Consider the following 22,521-nt stretch of genomic DNA (forward strand, 5'->3'; position numbering starts at 1 on the left):
TGTTGATAAGAGAGCTGATGCATTGCATCAGCTTTTTTTTTGCGCTAAATAGGCGGCTAATCTTTGCCACAGACTTCACAGTGGGCATCTTTGGCTAGCTTCATGGTCCGAAACTCTGCCGTTGCGGCGTCATACATCAATATGCGCCCAGATATCACCTGACCATAATCAGCTAACAGCTTTATGGTTTCCATCGCTTGTAAATTACCAATAATCCCCACCAAGGGCGACATTACCCCGGCTTCAACACAGGTCAGTGCATTGTCACCGAATAACCGACTGAGGCAGCGATAGCAGGGTTGGTTTGGCTGATAAGTGAAAACACTAATTTGCCCCTCCATGCGAATTGCTGCACCTGAAACCAGTGGTTTACGTTGTGCATGACACAGTCGATTGAGTTGCTCGCGGCTGGTGACATTATCGGTACAATCCAACACCAACTGATGTTCAGCAATGGTTGCCGCGAGTTGTTGGTCATCTAACTGACCATCAATGGATTTCAGTGCCAAATGAGGGTTCATTTCAGACAGCGTCAGTGCCGCAGAGGCCACTTTTGACATTCCGATACGATTATCGCGATGCAAAACCTGCCGCTGCAGGTTGGAAAGCGAAACCGTATCAAAATCCAGCAGGGTAAGGTGGCCCACGCCTGCTGCTGCCAGATATTGTGCGGCTGCGCATCCTAGCCCCCCTAATCCAACGATTAACACCTTGGCAGCATTCAGTTTTTCCTGGCCGTCAAAATCAAAACCGCGCAGCACGATTTGCCGGTTATAACGCAGGGCTTGGGCATCGGTCAGTTCTGGCAGCATCTCAGCCTCTCCACCATGTACAATTTATTGCCCCAATAGCCCGTTAAACAGTTCGATTTCAACTGTTTCACCGACCGAGACAGAACCGCGTTCTCGTTCCAGCACAATAAAGCAGTTACCTTGGCTGAATGAACTGAATACGTGAGACCCCTGATGACCTGTGGTGCGTACTTCCAATTCACCGTTAGCATTGGTGGAGAAAATACCGCGTTGAAAATCTAAACGGCCGGGGGATTTCTTCAATTTTGTCGCCGCGACCGCGTTGAGGCGCAGTGGTGGACGCCACCCCGCATGGCCGGAGAGTTTAGCAATAAGGGGTTGTACCAACTGATAGAATGTTAGCGCCGCCGAGACCGGATTACCCGGTAAGCCGCAGAACCAGGCGTTATCCAATTTGCCGAAAGCAAACGGTTTGCCGGGTTTTATCGCCAACTTCCAGAAACCGATATCGCCTAACTCTTCCAGCATCTGTTTGGTGTAATCCGCTTCACCCACCGAGACACCACCACTGCTGATAACAAGGTCAGCGGCGGCATCGGCTTGTTCAAATGCTTTGCGCAATGCGAGTTGATCGTCACGGATCACGCCAAGGTCAACTATTTGGCAGCCTAACTGTTGCAGCATCAACCGTACCGCGAAGCGGTTAGTATCGTAAATCTGTCCTTCGCCTAAGGGCTGCCCGACTGGTTGCAATTCATCGCCGGTAGAGAAAATAGCCACTTTCAGTGTGCGAAACACGGCAATCTCTGCAATGCCTAATGAGGCGAGTAGCGGTAATTGCGCCGCGCCTAATTTTACCCCCGCGGGGAAAACGGCAGCACCCTGTTGGATATCTTCACCCGGCAAGCGGATATTTTGCCCAACCTGCACCTGGCTATTGAATATGACACCTTGTTCGCCAGCCACGGCCTGTTCTTGCATGATGACGGCATCGGCTCCCTCAGGAATTGTGGCACCGGTCATGATTCGCACGCAAGTATTGGCTGGCCACTCACCTTTAAACGGTGCACCGGCAAAAGCCTTGCCGGCCACCGGCAGCGGTAATGTGCTGCTAAGCTCATTACAACGCACGGCATATCCGTCCATGGCTGAATTGGCGAAGGGGGGCACAGCAATCGGTGATGTAATTGCACTGGCGGTGATACGTCCCGCCGCTTCGGTCAATGCGATGATTTCTGTTGCCTGCAATGGCGTAACCTGCGACAGCATTTTAGTCAGAGCTTGTTCGAGAGAGAGTAAATCCGAGGTATTACTGTGATCCATGCTGGACTCCGTGGTCAGTGTGCACCGTTAGCTAGAGATAATTATGGGTGCTGAGCTACCATCAAATAATGAAACCATTATGGCAGAGATTGTCAGGTGGGTGAATGGATGGCGGCGCAAAGAGACGATAGATTGATACTGCCTTGATCAGTGCTATTATTTTCATGGGTATAAACCTTCGGCAGGCAACACAGGGGTGTGACATGGAGTATCAATCGATTCTGGACTTTTGGTTTAACGAGATGGACCCGGCGTTGTGGTTCAAAAAGGATGAGGATTTTGATGCTCTGCTACGCAAGCGGTTTGGCCCGGTTTGGCAAGCGGCATCAAAGGGGGAATTGGCCCACTGGCGGTTTAAAATTGAAGGGCGTTTGGCGGAAATATTGATACTGGATCAATTCAGCAGAAACCTGTTCCGTGATTTACCTGCATCATTTTCTTGTGACGGGATGGCGCTGGTGCTAGCGCAGGAAGCAATCAGCAGTGGTCAGACGAAACAATTATCTGATATTCAACGCGGCTTTCTTTATCTTCCTTTTATGCATTCCGAATCGGCGCTTATTCATAAACAGGCATTAGAACTCTTTACCGAATTGGGTAATGACAATCAGCTTGATTATGAGTTACGCCATAAAGCGATTATTGATCGCTTTGGCCGTTACCCACACCGCAATCATATCCTCGGGCGAGTCTCAAGTGCAGAGGAACAGGCTTTTCTTTTACAGCCAGGATCTGCTTTCTAGACAGAAAAGGGCAGACGAATACAGGGTCAGCAAAATCGCTGTGCTGGCCACTTATCGTCACTTTGACTACGTACTGTTCCCGTTTTTTTCTGTCGTGCCGCTCACAAAAAAACCTTCACCAAACAGTCGACTTAACATATTTATGTAATTGACATCACAAAGGAAATTGAGGTTTTTCCTAAACTACTCTCTGCGCTATAACTCTCATTGAAACGATAATGTTACCAATATATAACAATCTAACAATATAAAAATGAGAGTTCAGTGTCTGTGATTTCTCGGTTCTGAGCTTATATGGCATGGACGTTTAACAATGTGGCAGACGCATCATTATGGTTGAAACAACTTCATTAGACACTACTGTGGTAGAAGGTCAGGGAACATCAGCACGTCTGACAGATAAAGCAGATACCCGGCAACGGATACGAGCCATTGTTGGGGCCTCTTCTGGGAATTTGGTTGAATGGTTTGATTTCTATATTTACTCTTTTTGCGCGCTCTATTTTGCCCCGCTTTTTTTCCCCAGTGATAATCCAACCACCCAATTAGTGCAGACTGCCGGTGTTTTTGCTGTTGGTTTTTTGATGCGGCCGATTGGCGGCTGGTTATTTGGTTATATTGCTGACAAACATGGCCGCAAGTTATCCATGTTGATTTCGGTCTATATGATGTGTGCCGGTTCGTTGATGATTGCTTGCCTGCCAACCTATGCGTCAATTGGTAGCCTGGCACCGGTCTTACTGTTAGTCGCCCGTTTATTCCAGGGGTTATCTGTTGGGGGCGAATATGGTACCAGTGCCACCTATATGAGTGAAGTCGCAGTGAAAGGGCACAAAGGGTTTTATGCTTCGTTCCAATATGTCACATTAATTGGCGGCCAATTGCTGGCATTATTGGTGCTGGTTCTATTACAGCAAACACTTTCATCAGAGGTATTGCACAGTTGGGGCTGGCGTATTCCTTTTGTTCTGGGCGCACTGTTGGCAGTGGTTGCTCTTTACTTACGCCGTTCACTGAATGAAACCTCGGATGAGAAGAACCGTAATAAGAAAGATGCGGGTAGTTTGAAAGGGCTATGGAAGAACCGTCGCGCATTTATTATGGTACTAGGCTTCACCGCGGGTGGCTCTCTTTCTTTTTATACCTACACCACTTATATGCAAAAGTATTTAGTCAATACCGCCGGAATGGATGTAAAAACCGCCAGTTTGGTAATGACGGCTGCATTATTTATTTTTATGCTAGTGCAGCCCTTATTTGGTGCATTATCCGATCGTATCAGCCGGCGTACATCTATGTTAACGTTTGGCCTATTATCAATGTTATTAACAGTACCTATTCTGCACGCCCTTAAAGGGGTAACCAGTCCATATATTGCGTTTATGCTGATTATTACCGCCCTGATTATTCTCAGTTTTTATACCTCTATTGGCGGATTACTAAAAGCAGAGATGTTCCCACCGGAAGTGAGGGCACTGGGTGTCGGCCTGTCTTATGCAGTTGCAAATGCCATGTTTGGTGGTAGTGCTGAATATGTGGCGCTGTCTCTTAAGTCTTTTGATATGGAAAACAGCTTCTTTTGGTACGTTTCGGCAATGTGCTTCGTCACCTTCCTGGTTTCATTGCGCCTGCACCGCAAAGGGCAAGAGGTTGAGTTATAGTGCGAAACCTACATTAATTGCTTTTACCTCCATATGATGAGTTAACTCTTTATTAAATAGAGTTAACTCATCACCAGCCAATAATTGGCTAGCAGGGATCTTCCCGATGAGATAGGCCGATAATGCTTTATATTCATGCGAGGTTAATTCCTCCAGTTTTCTAATATTTACGTCTCTAATATTAACGCTATCTATGTTTACGATGGGTATTATATCACGCATGTTGCGCTCCTATTTTTAAGTTAATTTTCCATCTCTCATGGTTATGATTCTATTACCATATGTGGCGGCTTCATCTGAGTGTGTAACCATTATTATGGTTGTTCCGGTCTGATTTATTCTGCTTAATTGTTCAAGTACATTTCGGGTGTTTTTACTGTCCAAATTACCGGTTGGTTCATCAGCTAACAATAATGCTGGATTGGATACCATGGCACGGGCAATGGCGACTCGTTGTTGCTGACCACCCGATAATTGCATTGGTTTATGATCTCTACGATTCTCGATAGCAAAAAGGTTTAAAATCCGATTAACGCGTTCAATACGTTCTTTTTTTGCAACATGGCGATACTTCAGTGGTAACTCAATATTATCGAATATTGATAAATGTGGAATAAGATTAAATGATTGAACAATATAGCCTATCAACTCACGCCTTAATATAATTCGTTGTGAGTAACTTAGGGATACGACATCCTTTCCTGTTAAGGTAAGTGAGCCACTATCAAGTGAGTCAAACATGCCTATAATGTTGAGCAGAGTCGATTTCCCCGATCCTGATGGACCCATAATTGATACGAATTCACCTTGTTCCACAGCGAGGTTCAGGTGATTAAATACCCGGGTTTTAATCGTTTTTGTTATGAAACACTTTTCTGCATTTTGTATGTTTAGCATATTATTTAAACTCAATTATATTATATTGGTTACTGTTTGAATATGAAGGGATGATAATACGTTGACCTGAATTTAGTCCTGCTGTTATTTCTGTTTTTTCTGCGTTGCGGCGCTTAATTTCTACTTTAGTTTTAATCGCATGATCATGTTTTTGTTGGTAGATATAGAGGTAGTTACCCCCATGTTTATCTGAAGTAATACTTTCATTGGGTACTAATAATATCTTCTCTTTCTCATCTTGCAATGAGATTTCTATTTCAATAGATTGGCCTCTTTTTAGCGGGACTTTGTTTAATTGAGTCGGTGTCAGCTTTGCCTTAAACTTGCCATTATCAATAACTGTGGAGACCGATTCAATAAGCAGTACAATATCCTGGCCATTTATTTTTGCAATAACACGAGTTTGTGGTTTTATCTTATCCAAGTAATATTCACTCAAAAAAACATTGAAATAATATGAATTGAAATTATCTACGACTGCTATTTTTTCACCAGGCTTTATTTGCTGGCCTAACTCAATGTCCAAAACAGATAAAGAGCCGTCAATAGGTGCAGTTATTACTAATTGATCGATGCCCGTTTCAATCATTCCCATCATTCGTTCAAGTAATAAAATAGAGTCATTAATATTATTTAATTGCTTAGGAAGTGATTTTTGGTTTTTGTTATTATGTTCTAGTAATATCTCACTCTTAGTTTTCCAATTTTTCAGTATATCTTTTTGGTTTTCTAACTCTGATTTTGCAATCATCGATTTTGTATCGAGGACTTGATGCCTGACAAGGTTTTTGCTAACAACCTCGATCTGGTGTTGAGCTTCTTGTAGGCTGAGTTTGGTATCTCGATTATCTTGTTCCAATCGCATTTTCATATTACGCAGATTATTTATTTGTTCGGCGATATCTGCCATTCTGGAGGTTGTTTCTAACATGAAATCATAATTGGATAAACGAACGATAACATCACCTTTGTTAACCGCTTCAAAAGCTTTTTTGGCAATTTCAATGACTTTCCCCCCACGTTCACTTGATATAATCGTGCTTTCCTTCGGTACCGTAATGGCACGTGTAATTAATACGTCCTGAAATTCCTCAGGCTTAACCGTAATGAAAATAGTGTTTTCCCGCGCAACTAATAACGTATTTTGGCTTGTGAATAAAGAGTAAATGTAAAAAAAACAGGCAATCAGTATAAGTGATACACCTATAATAATTAACGTTATGCGTAAGTTTGTATGTGCATTTTTTTCAATTTTTATATCCATGTATTTATTGTTTCTTTTTGGTATTTATGTTGTCATTATTAAAGATCAGCGTAATAGTCATAATGACAACTATGCTAATTATGAAAATAAAAAGTGTAGCAGTGGCATTGACGTATGAAAGATTATCCACAGCATGGTATTGAACCAACCATCGATGCAATAAAAAGAAACCCATCGAGAATGCTATTATAGCAGCAAAAATAATGGGGGCGATATTTTGCTGTATAAAGAAAACGATATGGGTATAAATAGAACCACCAATAGACTCCATTATTCTTAATGTCTTACCGATTTGTTTGGTTTCGGATATACTGATGATTACCGTGCTTATTAATAAAATTGAAAGTATGGCAACAAAATTAGCTGTTTTTTGCATAAGTCTATTCGTATTGAAATATGCTTGATGTAAATGTTCCACTGTTTGTATTTGCGTGGGGTTAACCCGATATCGCTCAAGTGTTTTTTTAACTTCCCCAAGATCCTGTATATATTGCAATTTTAATGCGCCATATCGTTGGGACTTGTTTTCAATAAATATCAATAGTGGTGTGGTGTTTTTATTGACATCTGCAAGATAAAAATCATTTATTATTCTAAGGATTCTTATTTTATGTTCAGAGTCATTATCATTAATGTAAAATATGCTATTCAATGTTTCATCATAGGAATGTTGCCCCATTAAAGTCATAAAGGATTGAGTTGCTACCGCATGGACAATATTATTATCATCACTCGGCATTAGCACATTATCATACCCTGCTAATACCTTAACTCCCCAGGTATCAAGGAAGTGTTTATTAGCATTAAGTGTATTTACTGTTACTAACTTATCTTTCTCTTGCTGATTAAGATGAAATATTGACGTGTTTGTCCTCGACATGTCAAAGGGTTGCCAGCTACTAAGTGCGATAGACTCTATATTTACAGTATTCTTCAATTCATTTTGTAAACTATTTATTGCTGCTTGATCAATTAACTCATCACTTAAAGTAAATGTCACTATATTGTCTTTTTCATAACCAAAATTATGATGCTGCATAAAATCATTCTGTGTCAATATTCCTGCCCATAAGTAAACTATTATGCCTGCGATTGTTATTTGTATGCACAGTGCTCCTTGATGGACGTAGCGTGATATTGGCTGTTGATTATAAATATTATAATGGCCAGATTGATTGGGAAAAACGGTAACATATAGATATGTTATATGAGAATTGCTGTATAAATTGAAATCAATGTAAAAAAGAAGGAGGCTAGTAATGTTTTAGTTTCTTGAATGAGAATTAACTCTTTAACGCCTGTAGATAGCTGTATTAAAACAATCAGAAAGAGGATTGCTAACAGGAGTACAAAAAAGGCTTGAAGCAGTGCGATGGAAAGTGCTTCAGTCAATAGTTGATAACGAGAGGCTCCGAGCGATTTCTTTATCTGGAAACTGTTTTTTTTATTGGTATTTATTACATTGTTAACATTAAAAAAGTTCATGGTGGTTGTTAGAAATATAAAAATACCGGCTGCATATAAGCTGTATAAATAGGATTTTGCAATAACTGTGCTGATCTCATCAGGTAACCCATTATCGTAATGGATATCGGTAATATTACGTGCAGATAATTGAATGAACTCTTCGGGGCTGAATGGTGCTCCAGGGAGTTGGGGGGCGTAACGGGTAACGAGTGTACCCAATTGTTCAGAATCGGGTTTTTCTCCTGCGTCCATTGTAATAAAGGCATAAGCGTGCATATCGTACCAATCATGCCTTTTATCATGATAGCCATCTATGAGTTCGGGAGAAAATGCAATCACGGCGTTGGTTTTAAAACGGCTATCCTTATGCAAACTAACCATATCTTTAATGACGAATTGGCCTTTGTTCCCTAAGGTGATAACGTGCCCGACCGGATTATCCAGATGAAGATATTGACGATTAAATTCTGGCGTAATAATAATTTCATTCTGGGTCAGATGAGGACGGTATTGAGAAGTATTTGGTTCATATAGATTAGGTTGATCATTACTCAGTTTATAGGGATTAATGACATTGAAGAAATTCGGACTAACGGTATAAATCTCTACTTTGCTGTGAGTTTGGTCATTCACTTGTAAGTCTGTAAATAGACGTAGTGCATAGATAACCTCTTTAATGTTCTTTGCATTCTGCAATGCTGGAATCAATGGAAAAGGTACTTGTGCTGATTTTACATCGTCACCGTTTGGCAAGTTAAACTGAGTTTCTATGCGATATATTTGTGCGTGGTCATTGTGGTAACTTTCAATACTTCTATCCGTTAAATAAAGCAGTAATACTAAAAATGATGAGAGCATACCTAAAGCCGTTATTATTATCGCTAATATACTTGCCATCGGGCTAAGCTTTACATCATTAATGAATTCACTTGTAAACATACAAGAATATCTCAATTTATTTATCCCCATGATTTCAAGACGTAAATGTGTTGGATGCGTTTATTTCTGCCTTCCTTCCTACATATTGAAACCTATAAGGTGTATTGAATTGCTTTCATTGTTACTGCTATGTGGAGCAAGGTTAGGCCATTAATGATTTATGGCCTAACCAATAATTTCTGAATGGTTCATGTTTTTCTATTCTTCAGCAAAGCTTCTTGACCAGTTCCATGCTGTTATTTTGCTTCGCAGGGTATTGTTTTTTATTTTTTCTATTTCATTGTCATTTATATAAAATGCATTACTCTTAAATGATTCTTCTAATGATTGCAACTTACCTTTTAGTGCTATTAAGTGGCTGTATTTTATTTCTTTATCATCTGATTGCTTTGAAATATTCATATAATACTCCATTTAAATAATTATCTTTGAATGTAATTAAGTACCAAAAAGATTCTTACTGTTTATTTGTAATTCTATTTTTGGAATTTATCAATATTTTTATTTATAGATATGTTTGTATGGAATGTGATTAGCTATCATGTTTTTTTAATTTTTCGATTGTTAATTAGCTATAACTGTAACGGGAATAACTATGCATTTCTACGTTAAAATAAAAAAGCCCCGTAGGGCTTAAAATAGTTATGATTGATAGTCACGTTAATTACATCGATTACGGATGTAAGAATTCCGCATGGAAGCGTAAGTGATCTTCAATAAATGTGGCTATGGTGAAATAGCTATGGTCATAACCCGGTTGAATACGAAGTGTCAGTGGCCAATCGCGCTGTCGCGCCAATTCAGCTAATTTTGCCGGTTGTAACTGGTCAGCCAGAAACTGATCACCATCACCTTGATCTACCAGCATCGGCAGTTGGGTGTGCGCATGTGTAAGTAAGTGGCAACTATCATATTGCAACCACTGACTCTCATCGGTACCCAAATACGCAGTCAAGGCTTTGCGCCCCCAAGGCACCTGACACGGATTGACTATCGGCGCAAAGGCCGAAGCTGATTGGTATTGCTGCGGGTTACGCAGTGCTAGCATCAATGCCCCGTGCCCCCCCATTGAATGGCCACAGATAGACTGACGGTCACTCACTCTGAAATGTTGGGCGATCAAAGCCGGTAACTCTTGGCTGATATAATCATACATCTGAAAATGTTTAGACCAAGGGGCTTGTGTTGCGTTGAGGTAGAACCCCGCGCCTTGTCCTAAATCATAACCTTCGTCATTCGGCACATCATCGCCACGTGGGCTGGTATCCGGCATAACCAGTACCAGACCCAACTCAGCGGCCACCCGCTGAGCACCGGCTTTCAATGTAAAGTTTTCATCATTACAGGTCAGACCCGACAGCCAGTAAAGCACCGGTGGCGGGTTGTCATCCCGTAAGGGGGGCAGATAGATGCTGAAGGTCATATTGCAATTCAGGCTGCTGGCGGTGTGGCGATAGCGTTGCTGCCACCCGCCAAACATCCGGTGCTCTTCGAGAAGTTCAAGTGACGTATTCATGCGTTGCCTGCCTCCTTGCCTTATTTGTTTTGTGAAGAATGATTAAAATGGATCACGGTACGGATAGATTTACCTTCATGCATCAAATCGAAGGCTTCGTTGATTTGATCTAGCCCCATGGTATGGGTAATAAAATCATTCAGAGCGAATTTACCGTCCAGATATTGCTGCACGATGCCCGGTAACTCGGAGCGTCCTTTAACGCCACCAAATGCTGAGCCACGCCATACGCGGCCTGTGACCAATTGGAATGGACGAGTCGAAATCTCTTCACCGGCACCAGCAACACCAATGATGACTGATTCGCCCCAGCCTTTATGACAGCACTCAAGCGCTGAGCGCATAACATTGACGTTACCAATACATTCAAAGGAGAAATCTACGCCGCCATCGGTCAGCTCGACGATCACATCCTGAATAGGTTTATCATAATCTTTCGGGTTAATCAGGTCTGTTGCGCCCAGTTTGCGGGCCAGCTCGAATTTACTGGTATTGAGATCAATACCAATGATGCGGCTAGCGCCAGCCATTTTCGCCCCAATCACTGCCGATAAACCAATGCCACCCAAGCCGAAGATGGCGACAGTGTCGCCCGGTTTGACTTTTGCTGTGTTCATCACAGCCCCCATGCCGGTGGTGACGCCACAACCGAGCAGACAAACTTCTTCTAATGGCGCTTCTTTATTGATTTTTGCCAGTGATATTTCCGGTACCACTGTCAGTTCAGAGAAGGTTGAAGTCCCCATGTAATGGAAGATCGGCTGGCCATTTTTAGAGAAACGGGTGGTGCCATCAGGCATCAAACCCTTGCCCTGAGTGCTACGGATCGCCTGACACAAATTGGTTTTACCGGAGCGGCAGAATTTACATTCACCGCATTCTGGTGTGTACAGCGGAATGACGTGATCACCCACAGCAACGCTGGTAACACCTTCGCCGATTGCTTCTACAATCCCACCACCTTCATGGCCGAGGATCACTGGGAATATCCCTTCGGGATCTTTGCCTGACAAGGTGTAGGCATCGGTGTGGCATACGCCACTGGCGACAATCCGTACCAGCACTTCGCCTTTCTGCGGTGGCATCAAATCAACTTCTTCAACCGATAGCGGCTGGTTTGGCCCCCATGCGACTGCGGCGCGAGTTTTAATCATCTGCATGGTGTTGCTCCTATAGCTTCTGTGTGGTGACTGTTATATAAATTAATTGTTTATGTGTCTAATATGTTGCATCTGGCTGTCTGGACGTAAGTCAACATGGTTTGTATAAATTATGGCCGATAAGCGGCAAGCCGTCAGATAAGTCACTGAATTTCAATCTGCTCGATAATCAGTTCTTTTAAGGTGCGGACATTGGGGCTAAAGGCATCTTTACGCCAGATAAGCCAAGTTGCGGTATCGGCAATATCAGCCGGTAAGGCATGAACTTGTACCCGTTCATGGCCCGGCAGTAGCGCCAATACGGAATGGGGTATCAATGCCAGCCCGGCACCACTGGCAACACAGGCCAGCATGGCATGGTAAGACTGGATTTCCATAATATGGCCCGGTAAGACACCGGCCTGACGGAACCAACTCTCCAGGCGCAAGCGGTAAGAGCAGCTGGGGCGAAAGGCAAACAGTGTCTCATCCACCGCATCGCGGGCTTGCATAATCGGAGGGTGGTCCAAACAAGAAATGATCACCAATTGTTCGTCGAAAGAGCGACAACCGTGCAGTTCATCATGTTGAACTGGCCCATCAACGAGTGCTGCCGCCAGTGTTCCGGCCCGTACCTGTTCAATGATTTCACCCGATGTCCCGGTGATCAGCGATAAGGACACCTGTGGGTAGCGCTGATGATAGGCCGCCAGCAAATTAGGCAGACGGGTGGCAGCAGTGCTTTCCATCGAGCCTAACGGGAAATTACCCGCCGGTTCGCCAGCATGCGTAATGCGCATTGCCTCTTCGCTTAGCGCCAGGATCCGGTTGGCATAGCAGAGGAAGTTATGTCCCATCGGGGAGAGCCGCAGGCGCTGTTTTTCACGGATAAACAGGTCGGCACCCAGCTCAACTTCAAGTTGGCGCAGGCGGGTCGTCAAATTTGACGGGACGCGGTGCATCTGCTCCGCTGCCCGGGCAACGGAACCGGTTTCTGCTACACAGCAAAACATGCGTAGCTGGGTCAGGTCCATAGGTGTTCTCTTTTTGTGATGAACTTAGTTAGTATTATTCATTTTTTGTGATTCTAATGCTCAGGCATGATATTGGCAACTTTCTTTTAACCGTCTGGCAGGAATTATCTGTCAGCAAACAATGGGCAGGGCAGATGGCATTAAGAATTGCATTAAGTGGTTTTCTCGCGTTAGTGGTGGCGATGGGAATTGGCCGTTTTGCTTTTACGCCGCAAGTACCGCTAATGATCGCAGAGCATCAGTTCACCCTAACCGGTGCCGGGCTGGTGGCAGCCTTTAATTATCTGGGATACCTGTTTGGCGCTTTTGATGCTATGCGTGCCAGCCGCCATGTGGAGCGCCGTTTATGGCTCGGATTGTGGGGAGCGGTAACGCTTACGCTGCTATCCGCAGTAGTTGATGGGCCGTGGTGGCATGGCGTGGTACGTTTTGCCATTGGCTGGGCCAGTGGTTGGTCGATGGTACTTATCGCCGCCTGGACCAATGAACGTCTGGCCCACTTTGGCCGTCCGGCACTCAGTGCCGCAGTATTTGCCGGACCAGGCGCGGGCATATTCATCAGCGGTATGTTGGCAGTGGTTATTCATAGCTATGGCTTATCGGCCGCAGAAGCCTGGCTGGTCTATGGTGTATTGGCGTTAGTTATTATTGCCATGATCAGTATTAATCTGCCGCGAAGTGGGGAACTACATCGCCCGCATATTACTGCGGTTCCGCTGACCTTAACGCCAGCACTCAAGCGCCTGGTGTGGAGCTACAGTCTGGCGGGATTCGGTTATATTCTGCCCGCAACATTTTTATCGCAAATGGCAGCAGCGCGCTTCCCAGAGAGCCTGTTTGCCCAGTTTGTCTGGCCGGTGTTTGGTGGCGCGGCGGTGATAGGGATCACTATCGGTATTTTGACCCGCCATTGCCTGAGTTCGCAAACCCGCTTGGCATTAACACTCTGGGTACAGGCATTGGGGGTATTGTGTGCGGAGCTAGTGCCGGGAGTTAGTGGGTTGGCATTAGGGGCATTACTGACCGGTGGCGGTTTCCTGAGTGTGGTGCAACTTTCATTGCAGCATGGCCGGGAGCTGGCACCGCAACACACCCGCTATATGGCTGGTTTACTGACCACCGGTTATGCTATCGGACAACTGGTTGGCCCAATATTATCCGCTATCTCAACAACCTTGACTCACCGGTTAGAGCCTGCGCTGTACGTGGCAGTGGTGGCACTGTTCATTGCTGGAGGGTTGGTTATCAAAACGCCACGTCGCGCTCAGGAAACAGTTACCGGTTGATTTACGCTACAGTGGATGCACCAAATGCAACTATTTCATCATGATGTAAATAACGATTCGATATGAATAACAATCACTGGATAATCATTTTGCTCTCAACTAAAGTGGGGAGCAAAATCCGAACGTGATCTACATCATGTTTATACTGTTCGGATGTGTACGCCTGCTGGAGAAAAGAATGTCATCGCTAAGTAAAGAAGCTGAGTTGGTTCATGAGGCATTGCTGGCCCGTGGTCTTGAAACCCCGCTGCGCAAACAAGAGTTAGATGCCCAAACGCGTAAAACCAAGATTCAAGCGCATATGACTGAAGTCATGCAATTGCTGAATCTTGATTTGTCTGACGATAGTCTGGCGGATACGCCAAGACGTATTGCCAAAATGTATGTTGATGAGATTTTCTCTGGACTGGATTACGAAAATTTCCCCAAAATCACCCTGATTCAGAATAAAATGAAGGTCGATGAAATGGTCACGGTACGAGATATCACCCTGACCAGTACCTGCGAACATCATTTCGTCACTATTGATGGTAAAGCCACTGTCGCTTATATTCCCAAAGACAGTGTGATTGGTTTATCTAAAATCAACCGTATCGTGCAGTTCTTTGCTCAGCGCCCGCAAGTGCAAGAGCGGCTGACACAGCAAATCCTGTTGGCACTACAGACACTGTTAGGCACTAATAATGTCGCAGTTTCTATCGATGCGGTGCATTATTGCGTTAAAGCGCGCGGTATTCGTGATGCTACCAGTGCGACCACCACGACATCATTAGGCGGGTTATTCAAATCTAGCCAGAATACGCGCCAGGAATTCCTGCGTGCTGTTCGTCATAATAGCTAACGTCACAACGGCTAATTAGCCTTTTCCAGAGAGGGTACCAGTGGGTGCCCGTACACAGGATGTCGGGTATGCGTCAACGCATCGCAACGTTAGACAGTGCGCGAGGGCTGGCCATCCTTGGCATTCTGCTGCTTAATATCAGCGCCTTCGGTCTGTCAAAGGCTGCTTATCTTAATCCGGCCTATCTGGGCCTTCCTTCGCTATCCGATGCCTGGACTTGGGCCATTCTCGATATTGTGGCACAGGCCAAGTTCTTATCTATTTTCGCCATTCTGTTTGGTGCGGGCCTTGAGCTATTACTTAAACGCGGCAAGAGCTGGATTCGGGCGCGACTTTCCTTATTGCTATTACTGGGATTAATTCACGGTATCTTTTTCTGGGATGGAGACATTCTATTTGCTTATGGTTTGATCGGTCTGGTGTGTTGGCGAATGATTCGTGATGCCAAAGATGCCGCCAGTTTGTTGCGTACCGGTGCGGTGCTTTATTTAGTGGGTGTCGCGGTATTGCTGTTACTGGGGTTTATCACTAATGGCGAACCGGGGCGATTTTGGCAGCCGGGGCCTGCGGATCTGCAATATGAGCAATTTTGGAAGTTGCAGGGGGGCATGGAAGCCTGGAAGAATCGGTTAGATCTGTTGTCATCCAATTTGATTGCTATCGGCGCCCAATATGGCTGGGAGCTGGCTGGCTCGATGTTATTTGGTGCTGGGTTAATGCGTTCTGGCTGGCTACGCGGTGATTTTAGCTTGCGCCACTACCGTTTGCTTGCGGCATGTTTGATACCGCTTTCATTAGTTATCCAAATACCGGGGGTGGCACTGCAATGGGCAGTGGGCTGGGATTACCGTTGGAGCGGTTTTTTGTTGCAAGTTCCCCGTGAGTTAGGGGCTCCATTACAGGCTGTGGGCTATCTGGCTCTGCTGTATGGCTTCGGTCCCACAATATCCGGTTGGCGTGTCAATCATTGGTTGGCACAGGTAGGGCGCATGGCTCTGAGTAATTATTTACTGCAAACATTGATATGTACGTTGATTTTCTATCACTTCGGCTTATATCAACAGCTTGACCGCCTACAACTCCTCGCGATTGTTCCACTGGTCTGGCTGTGTAATATCCTATTCTCCCTGCTATGGCTGCATTACTTTGCCCAAGGGCCACTCGAGTGGTTATGGCGAAAATTGACCGCCTATGCTTGCGGTCAATCGTTACAACCACGCAACACTAAGCCCTGAATGCGTCTGTAAAGTAAAAATGATCGAGCGGGTTGCAAATTTGTATGTAAACGTTTTCTTTCTTGTGACGCATTTCACGTGGCAAATTCAACAAACTGGGTAGGATAAGCCACCTGCCATGCCCAGTTCACATCAACACGCGCATGGTTACTTATTCACAGGATAAGGTCATGGCTGCTCTGCATTCATCTGGAAATAGTATCACCATTCGTGATGTGGCCTCGCGGGCTGGCGTTTCGCTGGCTACGGTATCCCGTGTCCTCAATAACAGCGCTGCTATTCGGCCAGAAACGCGCGCCGCAGTGCTGAAAGCGGTGTCAGAACTGGGCTACCGCCCAAATGCTAATGCACAAAAACTGGCAACACAAAGTAGCGATACTGTCGGTGTGGTGGTGATGGATGTCTCTGATCCCTTTTTTGGTGCCTTGGTGAAAGCGGTAGACACCGTAGCCCAACGACATCAAAAATATCTGTTGATTGGTAATAGCTACCACCAGGCCGATAAAGAGCGTCATGCCATTGAAGTGCTACTGCGTCAACGCTGTAATTCATTGGTTGTTCACGCTAAGGCATTGAGTGACGGTGAGTTAATCGCTTTTTTAGACCAGGTTCCAGGTATGGTTCTGATTAATAGGATTATTCCTGGGTTTGAGCACCGTTGTGTAGGATTAGACAATGTTAGCGGTGCGCAAATGGCATGCCGTTTACTGCTTAAACAAGGGCACCAACGTATCGGTTTTCTCGGTTCCAACCACCCCATTGATGATGTTATCCAGCGTCAAACGGGTTACCTAAATGCGCTTGAGACCGCCGGTATCACTGCTCCTGACAGTTGGCGAGCATTTGGTACTCCTGATCTGGTTGGGGGGGAGCGTGCCATGATTGACTTGCTGGGGCGCAATTTACAGCTCAGTGCGGTGTTTGCCTATAACGACTCAATGGCTGCTGGTGCGCTGGCGGTGTTGAAAGAAAACGGTATCAGTGTCCCTGAGCAGTTTTCGCTGGTGGGCTTTGATGATATCCCTATAGCCCGCTATACCAGCCCCAAATTGACCACAGTGCGTTATCCTATTGTTTCTATGGCAACTTTAGCCACCGAGCTGGCACTTGAAGGGGCCAGTCATCCGCCAGACCCGCACGCGGCTTATTGTTTTAAACCCACATTGGTACCGCGTCATTCTGTCGCAATTTGTGGGGTCGCTCACTAGTTACGTATTTATTCTTGTGTAACCGTTTTCAATCTGTGAGAAAATTCACAGATTCTTAACAACGGCCCGTCTATGCTCTAGTTGTTTTCTACCTGAATGTATCAATATGTCATCGGTTACCGGATAAAAAAACACACGGTAGCGGGTTTTAGAATAGTAATTTACAAACACGCGTTCCGCAGATGTTGAGTTTGTAAGTGGCATGGTTTTTGACGACTCAGGCGGCTTTCTCGGAGTGGAGTGCGCTCAAGGACGATAGATATTCAGTGTCAGCAGCTTTGAACGATGGGTCTTTCTCACGTTAAGGCGACGGTGTTATCACCCTGTACTACCCTACATAAACCCGGAGATACAAATGAATAAGAAGGTTTTCACATTAGCGACCCTGGTTGCCAGCATGATGTTTGGCGCGGCTGCTCAAGCTGATACCCGTATTGGTGTCACTATTTATAAATATGATGACAACTTTATGTCCGTGGTCCGTAAAGCTATCGAGAAAGATGCTAAAGCATCTCCTGACGTTACCTTACTGATGAATGACTCCCAAAATGACCAGTCCAAGCAAAACGATCAGATTGACGTATTGCTGGCTAAAGGTGTGAAAGGGCTAGCCATTAACCTGGTCGACCCAGCAGCAGCACCGGTTGTTATTGATAAAGCACGCGGCAACGATGTGCCGATCGTGTTCTATAACAAAGAACCTTCACGTAAGGCATTGGATAGTTACGATAAAGCTTACTATGTAGGGACTGACTCTAAAGAGTCTGGTGTTATTCAGGGTGAGCTGATTGCGAAACACTGGAAAGCCAACCCAGCATGGGATCTGAATAAAGATGGCAAAATCCAATTTGTGCTGTTGAAAGGCGAACCGGGTCACCCAGACGCTGAAGCACGTACAACTTATGTCATTAAAACGTTGAATGAAAAAGGTCTGCCGACTCAACAATTGCAGTTAGATACTGCAATGTGGGATACCGCGCAAGCTAAAGATAAAATGGATGCCTGGTTATCTGGCCCTAACGCCAACAAGATCGAAGTGGTTATTGCTAACAACGATGCGATGGCGATGGGTGCAGTAGAAGCCTTGAAAGCCCATAACAAAACCAGTATTCCAGTATTTGGTGTTGATGCCTTGCCAGAAGCGTTAGCGCTGGTGAAATCAGGCCAAATGGCCGGTACCGTATTGAACGATGCCAACAATCAAGCTAAAGCAACTTTCGATTTAGTTAAAAATCTGGCTGCCGGTAAACCTGCTGCTGAAGGGACTAACTGGAAAATCGAAAACAAAATCGTACGTATTCCGTATGTAGGTGTTGATAAAGATAACCTGGCTGAATTTACTAAATAACAGCCTGTCGTGATAGGTGGTGCCCAAAGCCGTGTCAGTGCTAAGGGTAAAGCAGTAATTATTAACCTTCTGGCCCCGATATTGGGTAACCAGCACCGGGGCCGAAGGTTTTTTTGCATTGATCCTTATTTTGAATATGCACTTATCGGCGAATAAGGTATTTATTTCGCAGGTGAGTGGCAATTCTTAGCCAGGTATAACTATGGCCGATATTAATACAGCACAACCCCGTGAGTGGTTGCTGGAAATGAGTAATATCAATAAATCATTTCCGGGTGTAAAGGCGTTAGATAACGTAAATCTTAAAGTGCGGCCAAGTTCGATCCATGCATTAATGGGAGAAAATGGTGCAGGTAAGTCAACGCTATTAAAATGTCTGTTTGGTATCTATAAAAAAGACTCCGGGAGTATTCTCTTTCAGGGGCAAGAAATAGAATTTAAAAGCTCTAAAGAAGCATTAGAGCACGGTGTCTCTATGGTTCATCAGGAATTAAACCTGGTGTTACAACGTACAGTGATGGACAACATGTGGCTGGGTCGTTACCCAACCAAAGGTTTTTTTGTCGATCAAGATAAAATGTACAAAGATACCAAAGCTATCTTTGATGAATTGGATATTGATATTGATCCCCGCGATAAAGTCGCAACATTATCAGTATCTCAAATGCAAATGATCGAGATTGCCAAAGCATTCTCTTATAACGCCAAAATCGTCATTATGGATGAACCGACCTCTTCATTAACTGAGAAAGAGGTTAATCATCTATTTACGATTATTCGTAAATTGAAAGAGCGTGGCTGCGGCATTGTTTATATCTCTCACAAGATGGAAGAAATATTCCAACTGTGTGATGAAATCACTATTTTGCGTGATGGTCAGTGGATTACTACCCAGCCGCTGGAAGGGCTGACCATGGATCAGATAATCTCAATGATGGTGGGGCGCTCACTGAGTCAGCGTTTCCCTGATCGCCTGAACACGCCGGGTGAAGTCATTCTGGAAGTGAAAAATCTGACCTCGCTGCGCCAACCCTCGATCCGTGATGTCTCCTTTGATTTGCATAAAGGCGAGATTTTGGGGATTGCTGGCTTGGTTGGGGCCAAGCGCACCGATATTGTTGAAACCTTATTTGGTATCCGCGAAAAAGTGGCCGGGACCATTAAGTTACATGGCAAAAGTATTAATAACCATAGTGCCAATGAAGCCATTAATCATGGGTTTGCACTGGTAACTGAAGAGCGCCGCTCAACCGGGATTTACGCTTATCTCGATGTGGGTTTTAATTCCCTGATCTCTAATATCCGTAACTATAAAAATAAATTTGGGCTGCTGGATAATACGCGCATGAAGAGCGATACCCAATGGGTTATCGATGCGATGCGTGTAAAAACGCCCGGTCACCGTACCAGTATTGGCTCTTTATCCGGTGGTAACCAGCAGAAAGTAATTATTGGCCGTTGGCTACTGACTCAACCAGAAATATTAATGTTGGATGAGCCGACTCGAGGTATTGATGTCGGTGCTAAGTTTGAAATCTATCAGTTAATGACTGAATTAGCGAAGAAAGACAAAGGGATTATTATTATCTCCTCTGAAATGCCTGAGCTACTAGGGATCACTGACAGAATTTTAGTAATGAGTAATGGTCAGGTTGCGGGAATTGTTGATACTAAGCAAACCACGCAAAATGAAATATTACGTCTTGCATCCTTGCATCTCTAATCTAGTCGAAGGTTCTTATTATGAATGCGTTAAATAAGAAAAGTATGCTCACTTACCTTAAAGAGAGCGGGATTTATGTGGTGTTGTTCGTATTACTGGCAATTATTATTGTTAAGGACCCGACGTTTTTAAGTCTGATGAACTTAAGTAACATTCTAACCCAATCATCGGTGCGTATTATTATCGCACTGGGTGTGGCAGGGCTGATTGTTACCCAAGGGACCGACCTGTCAGCCGGGCGTCAGGTAGGTTTGGCGGCGGTAGTTGCGGCGACCATGTTGCAAGCAATGGATAACGTTAATAAAGTTTTCCCTGATTTACACACAGTGCCGATTCCGATTGTTATTTTAACCGTCTGTCTGATTGGTGCGATTATTGGTTTGGTCAACGGTATTATCATTGCTTACCTGAATGTGACTCCATTTATTACCACATTAGGTACGATGATTATCGTCTACGGGATTAACTCCCTGTATTACGATTTCGTTGGCGCATCACCGATTGCAGGTTTTGATCCGGCATTCTCAACCTTTGCTCAAGGGTTCTTACGATTTGGTGATTTCAAACTGTCTTATATTACCTTCTATGCTTTGATTGCTATCGGCTTTGTCTGGGTGCTGTGGAATAAAACTCGTTTTGGTAAGAATATTTTTGCCATCGGCGGTAACCCGGAAGCGGCAAAAGTTTCTGGTGTGAATGTGCCACTAAACTTGATCATGATCTATGCCTTGTCCGGTGTGTTCTATGCTTTCGGCGGTATGTTGGAAGCAGGCCGTATCGGTAGTGCGACTAACAACCTTGGCTTTATGTACGAGTTGGATGCGATTGCCGCCTGTGTGGTGGGCGGTGTGTCCTTTAGTGGTGGTGTTGGTACCGTTATCGGCGTAGTGACAGGGGTAATTATCTTTACCGTTATTAACTACGGATTAACTTATATCGGTGTGAACCCTTATTGGCAGTATATTATTAAAGGTGCGATCATTATCTTTGCCGTCGCATTAGACTCACTGAAATACGCTAAGAAGAAATAATCGGTTATTGTGAATTAACGTAACAGCCAGTCAGGGGTAAACCCGACTGGCTGTTCTGTTATGGGTGTCACTTTTATTCATGTCATTTCGTCAAATTTGTCGATATCAATGGCGCTATTGACTCAATGAGCTGGATTGCGCAGATAAATAATCCAATAGGTCAGGCCAACCAATAACCCACCACCAATAATATTGCCGATAGTCACCGGGATTAGATTATCGATAATAAAGTTATTTAGGGTCAGCGCAGAAAATTGATCCGGGGTAGCATTAATTGATAGCCAGAACCCCGGTGATGCATAATCGCGGATGACAATAGCTAATGGGATCAAAAACATATTGGCAATGCTGTGTTCAAAACCGCTGGCGACAAACATGCCGATAGGCAGTAACATCACCACAATTTTATCCGTCAAAGTATGGCCGGAATAGCTCATCCATACTGCCAGACAGACCATTAGATTAGCCAGAATCCCCAAACACACCGCTTCTACAAACGTATGATGCAATTTGTGTTCGGCAGTTTGCAACACATTCAAGCCCCATAAACCATTTGCCGCCGTATGCTGACCGGCAAACCAAATCAATGCCACAAAGAACAGTGCACCAATAAGATTACCGAAATAGACATTCACCCAATTACAGATTAATTGCCGCCAACTGATTTTGCCACTGGCTTTAGCCACCACAATGAGTACTGTGGATGTGAATAAATCAGCCCCACAGATAATCACTAAAATCAGACCAAGAGAGAAACACAGGCCGCCTACCAACTTTGCCAACCCAAATGCCACCACGCCAGCAGTGCCGGTTGTTGCTGTAATGTAGAAGACAAAAGCGATAGAGATGAATACACCGGCAGTCATGGCTAAATAAAAGGTGGAGGCCGGATTCTTAGTGGCCTTATATATACCGACTTGCTCTGCCAGTTTTGCCATATCAATCGGAAGCCGCAGATCAAAGGGATTTTCAATGCTCATTGATAACTCCTTACTTATTATTTTATCGGTGTAGGGGAATGAAAACTAAATATTAATAAATTATTTTCCTGACCTAAATGTAATGCATTTTTCATACCAGGCATTCATTGAGCGGTTTTTACTGTTGCATTTTG

General features: G+C 44.4%; 19 protein-coding genes and 1 pseudogene. 9 read left to right on the top strand and 11 right to left on the bottom strand.

Annotation, left to right across the window (positions count from 1 at the left end; all coding sequences use genetic code 11):
• Window positions 1-56 precede the first annotated feature (56 nt).
• Both moeB and moeA read right to left on the bottom strand, forming a co-directional pair.
• Window positions 57-812: a molybdopterin-synthase adenylyltransferase MoeB gene (moeB, locus tag Q2T72_RS07550; RefSeq protein ID WP_193784691.1), complete on the bottom strand. Its 756-nt coding sequence runs from the start codon at window positions 810-812 to the stop codon at window positions 57-59.
• Window positions 813-836: 24 nt separating this feature from the next.
• Window positions 837-2,075: a molybdopterin molybdotransferase MoeA gene (moeA, locus tag Q2T72_RS07555; RefSeq protein ID WP_372568894.1), complete on the bottom strand. Its 1,239-nt coding sequence runs from the start codon at window positions 2,073-2,075 to the stop codon at window positions 837-839.
• 203 nt (window positions 2,076-2,278) lie between these two features.
• Here moeA and Q2T72_RS07560 point away from each other — a divergent pair, with 203 nt between their 5' ends.
• Window positions 2,279-2,818 (top strand): DUF924 family protein, encoded by a 540-nt coding sequence (locus Q2T72_RS07560; RefSeq protein WP_372568895.1) that lies wholly within the window; start codon window positions 2,279-2,281, stop codon window positions 2,816-2,818.
• Window positions 2,819-3,150: 332 nt separating this feature from the next.
• Window positions 3,151-4,479 (top strand): MFS family transporter, encoded by a 1,329-nt coding sequence (locus Q2T72_RS07565; RefSeq protein ID WP_372568896.1) that lies wholly within the window; start codon window positions 3,151-3,153, stop codon window positions 4,477-4,479.
• Here Q2T72_RS07565 and Q2T72_RS07570 read toward each other — a convergent pair.
• The 8 genes and pseudogenes from Q2T72_RS07570 to Q2T72_RS07605 form a co-directional block, all read right to left on the bottom strand.
• Entirely contained in the window at window positions 4,474-4,701 is a 228-nt protein-coding gene (locus tag Q2T72_RS07570; protein WP_372568897.1) for a hypothetical protein, read from the bottom strand. The genes Q2T72_RS07565 and Q2T72_RS07570 overlap by 6 nt on opposite strands.
• Window positions 4,702-4,716: 15 nt before the next feature.
• Window positions 4,717-5,376, bottom strand: coding sequence for a darobactin export ABC transporter ATP-binding protein (gene darD, locus Q2T72_RS07575; RefSeq protein ID WP_083159409.1), 660 nt, complete (start codon window positions 5,374-5,376; stop codon window positions 4,717-4,719).
• Between the two features lies 1 nt (window position 5,377).
• On the bottom strand, window positions 5,378-6,640 hold the full coding sequence (gene darC, locus Q2T72_RS07580; protein ID WP_372568898.1) for a darobactin export ABC transporter periplasmic adaptor subunit: 1,263 nt from the start codon (window positions 6,638-6,640) through the stop codon (window positions 5,378-5,380).
• 4 nt (window positions 6,641-6,644) lie between these two features.
• Window positions 6,645-9,046, bottom strand: a pseudogene (gene darB / locus Q2T72_RS07585) (darobactin export ABC transporter permease subunit).
• A gap of 198 nt (window positions 9,047-9,244) precedes the next feature.
• The gene (gene darA / locus Q2T72_RS07590) at window positions 9,245-9,448 is read right to left on the bottom strand and encodes a darobactin family peptide antibiotic (RefSeq protein ID WP_083159407.1); all 204 of its coding nucleotides are present in this window, start codon (window positions 9,446-9,448) and stop codon (window positions 9,245-9,247) included.
• 271 nt (window positions 9,449-9,719) lie between these two features.
• Window positions 9,720-10,562, bottom strand: coding sequence for an S-formylglutathione hydrolase (gene fghA / locus Q2T72_RS07595; RefSeq protein WP_083159405.1), 843 nt, complete (start codon window positions 10,560-10,562; stop codon window positions 9,720-9,722).
• Window positions 10,563-10,582: 20 nt separating this feature from the next.
• A complete protein-coding gene (locus Q2T72_RS07600; protein ID WP_050311956.1) occupies window positions 10,583-11,722 on the bottom strand; it encodes an S-(hydroxymethyl)glutathione dehydrogenase/class III alcohol dehydrogenase in 1,140 nt (379 codons plus the stop codon).
• A gap of 143 nt (window positions 11,723-11,865) precedes the next feature.
• A complete protein-coding gene (locus Q2T72_RS07605) occupies window positions 11,866-12,735 on the bottom strand; it encodes a LysR family transcriptional regulator (RefSeq protein WP_083159403.1) in 870 nt (289 codons plus the stop codon).
• Between the two features lie 134 nt (window positions 12,736-12,869).
• Between Q2T72_RS07605 and Q2T72_RS07610 the strand changes: the two genes are divergently transcribed.
• The 7 genes from Q2T72_RS07610 (at window position 12,870) to mglC (ending at window position 21,407) form a co-directional block, all read left to right on the top strand.
• Window positions 12,870-14,021, top strand: coding sequence for a YbfB/YjiJ family MFS transporter (locus tag Q2T72_RS07610; RefSeq protein WP_372568899.1), 1,152 nt, complete (start codon window positions 12,870-12,872; stop codon window positions 14,019-14,021).
• Between the two features lie 178 nt (window positions 14,022-14,199).
• On the top strand, window positions 14,200-14,862 hold the full coding sequence (gene folE / locus Q2T72_RS07615) for a GTP cyclohydrolase I FolE (protein WP_042569448.1): 663 nt from the start codon (window positions 14,200-14,202) through the stop codon (window positions 14,860-14,862).
• A 68-nt stretch (window positions 14,863-14,930) separates the two neighbouring features.
• Window positions 14,931-16,097: a DUF418 domain-containing protein YeiB gene (yeiB, locus tag Q2T72_RS07620; RefSeq protein WP_083159389.1), complete on the top strand. Its 1,167-nt coding sequence runs from the start codon at window positions 14,931-14,933 to the stop codon at window positions 16,095-16,097.
• Between the two features lie 170 nt (window positions 16,098-16,267).
• Entirely contained in the window at window positions 16,268-17,305 is a 1,038-nt protein-coding gene (gene galS / locus Q2T72_RS07625) for an HTH-type transcriptional regulator GalS (RefSeq protein ID WP_372568900.1), read from the top strand.
• Window positions 17,306-17,660: 355 nt separating this feature from the next.
• A complete protein-coding gene (gene mglB / locus Q2T72_RS07630; RefSeq protein WP_372558441.1) occupies window positions 17,661-18,653 on the top strand; it encodes a galactose/glucose ABC transporter substrate-binding protein MglB in 993 nt (330 codons plus the stop codon).
• Window positions 18,654-18,855: 202 nt separating this feature from the next.
• Window positions 18,856-20,376, top strand: a complete 1,521-nt coding sequence (gene mglA, locus Q2T72_RS07635; RefSeq protein ID WP_372568901.1) for a galactose/methyl galactoside ABC transporter ATP-binding protein MglA — start codon at window positions 18,856-18,858, stop codon at window positions 20,374-20,376.
• 20 nt (window positions 20,377-20,396) lie between these two features.
• Window positions 20,397-21,407: a galactose/methyl galactoside ABC transporter permease MglC gene (gene mglC, locus Q2T72_RS07640; protein ID WP_005187595.1), complete on the top strand. Its 1,011-nt coding sequence runs from the start codon at window positions 20,397-20,399 to the stop codon at window positions 21,405-21,407.
• Window positions 21,408-21,529: 122 nt separating this feature from the next.
• Here mglC and focA read toward each other — a convergent pair whose 3' ends face one another.
• Window positions 21,530-22,387 (bottom strand): formate transporter FocA, encoded by an 858-nt coding sequence (gene focA, locus Q2T72_RS07645; RefSeq protein ID WP_372568902.1) that lies wholly within the window; start codon window positions 22,385-22,387, stop codon window positions 21,530-21,532.
• Window positions 22,388-22,521 lie beyond the last annotated feature (134 nt).

Origin of the sequence: Yersinia sp. 2466 StPb PI (assembly GCF_041538325.1) — a bacterium.
Lineage (GTDB): Bacteria > Pseudomonadota > Gammaproteobacteria > Enterobacterales > Enterobacteriaceae > Yersinia > Yersinia enterocolitica_E.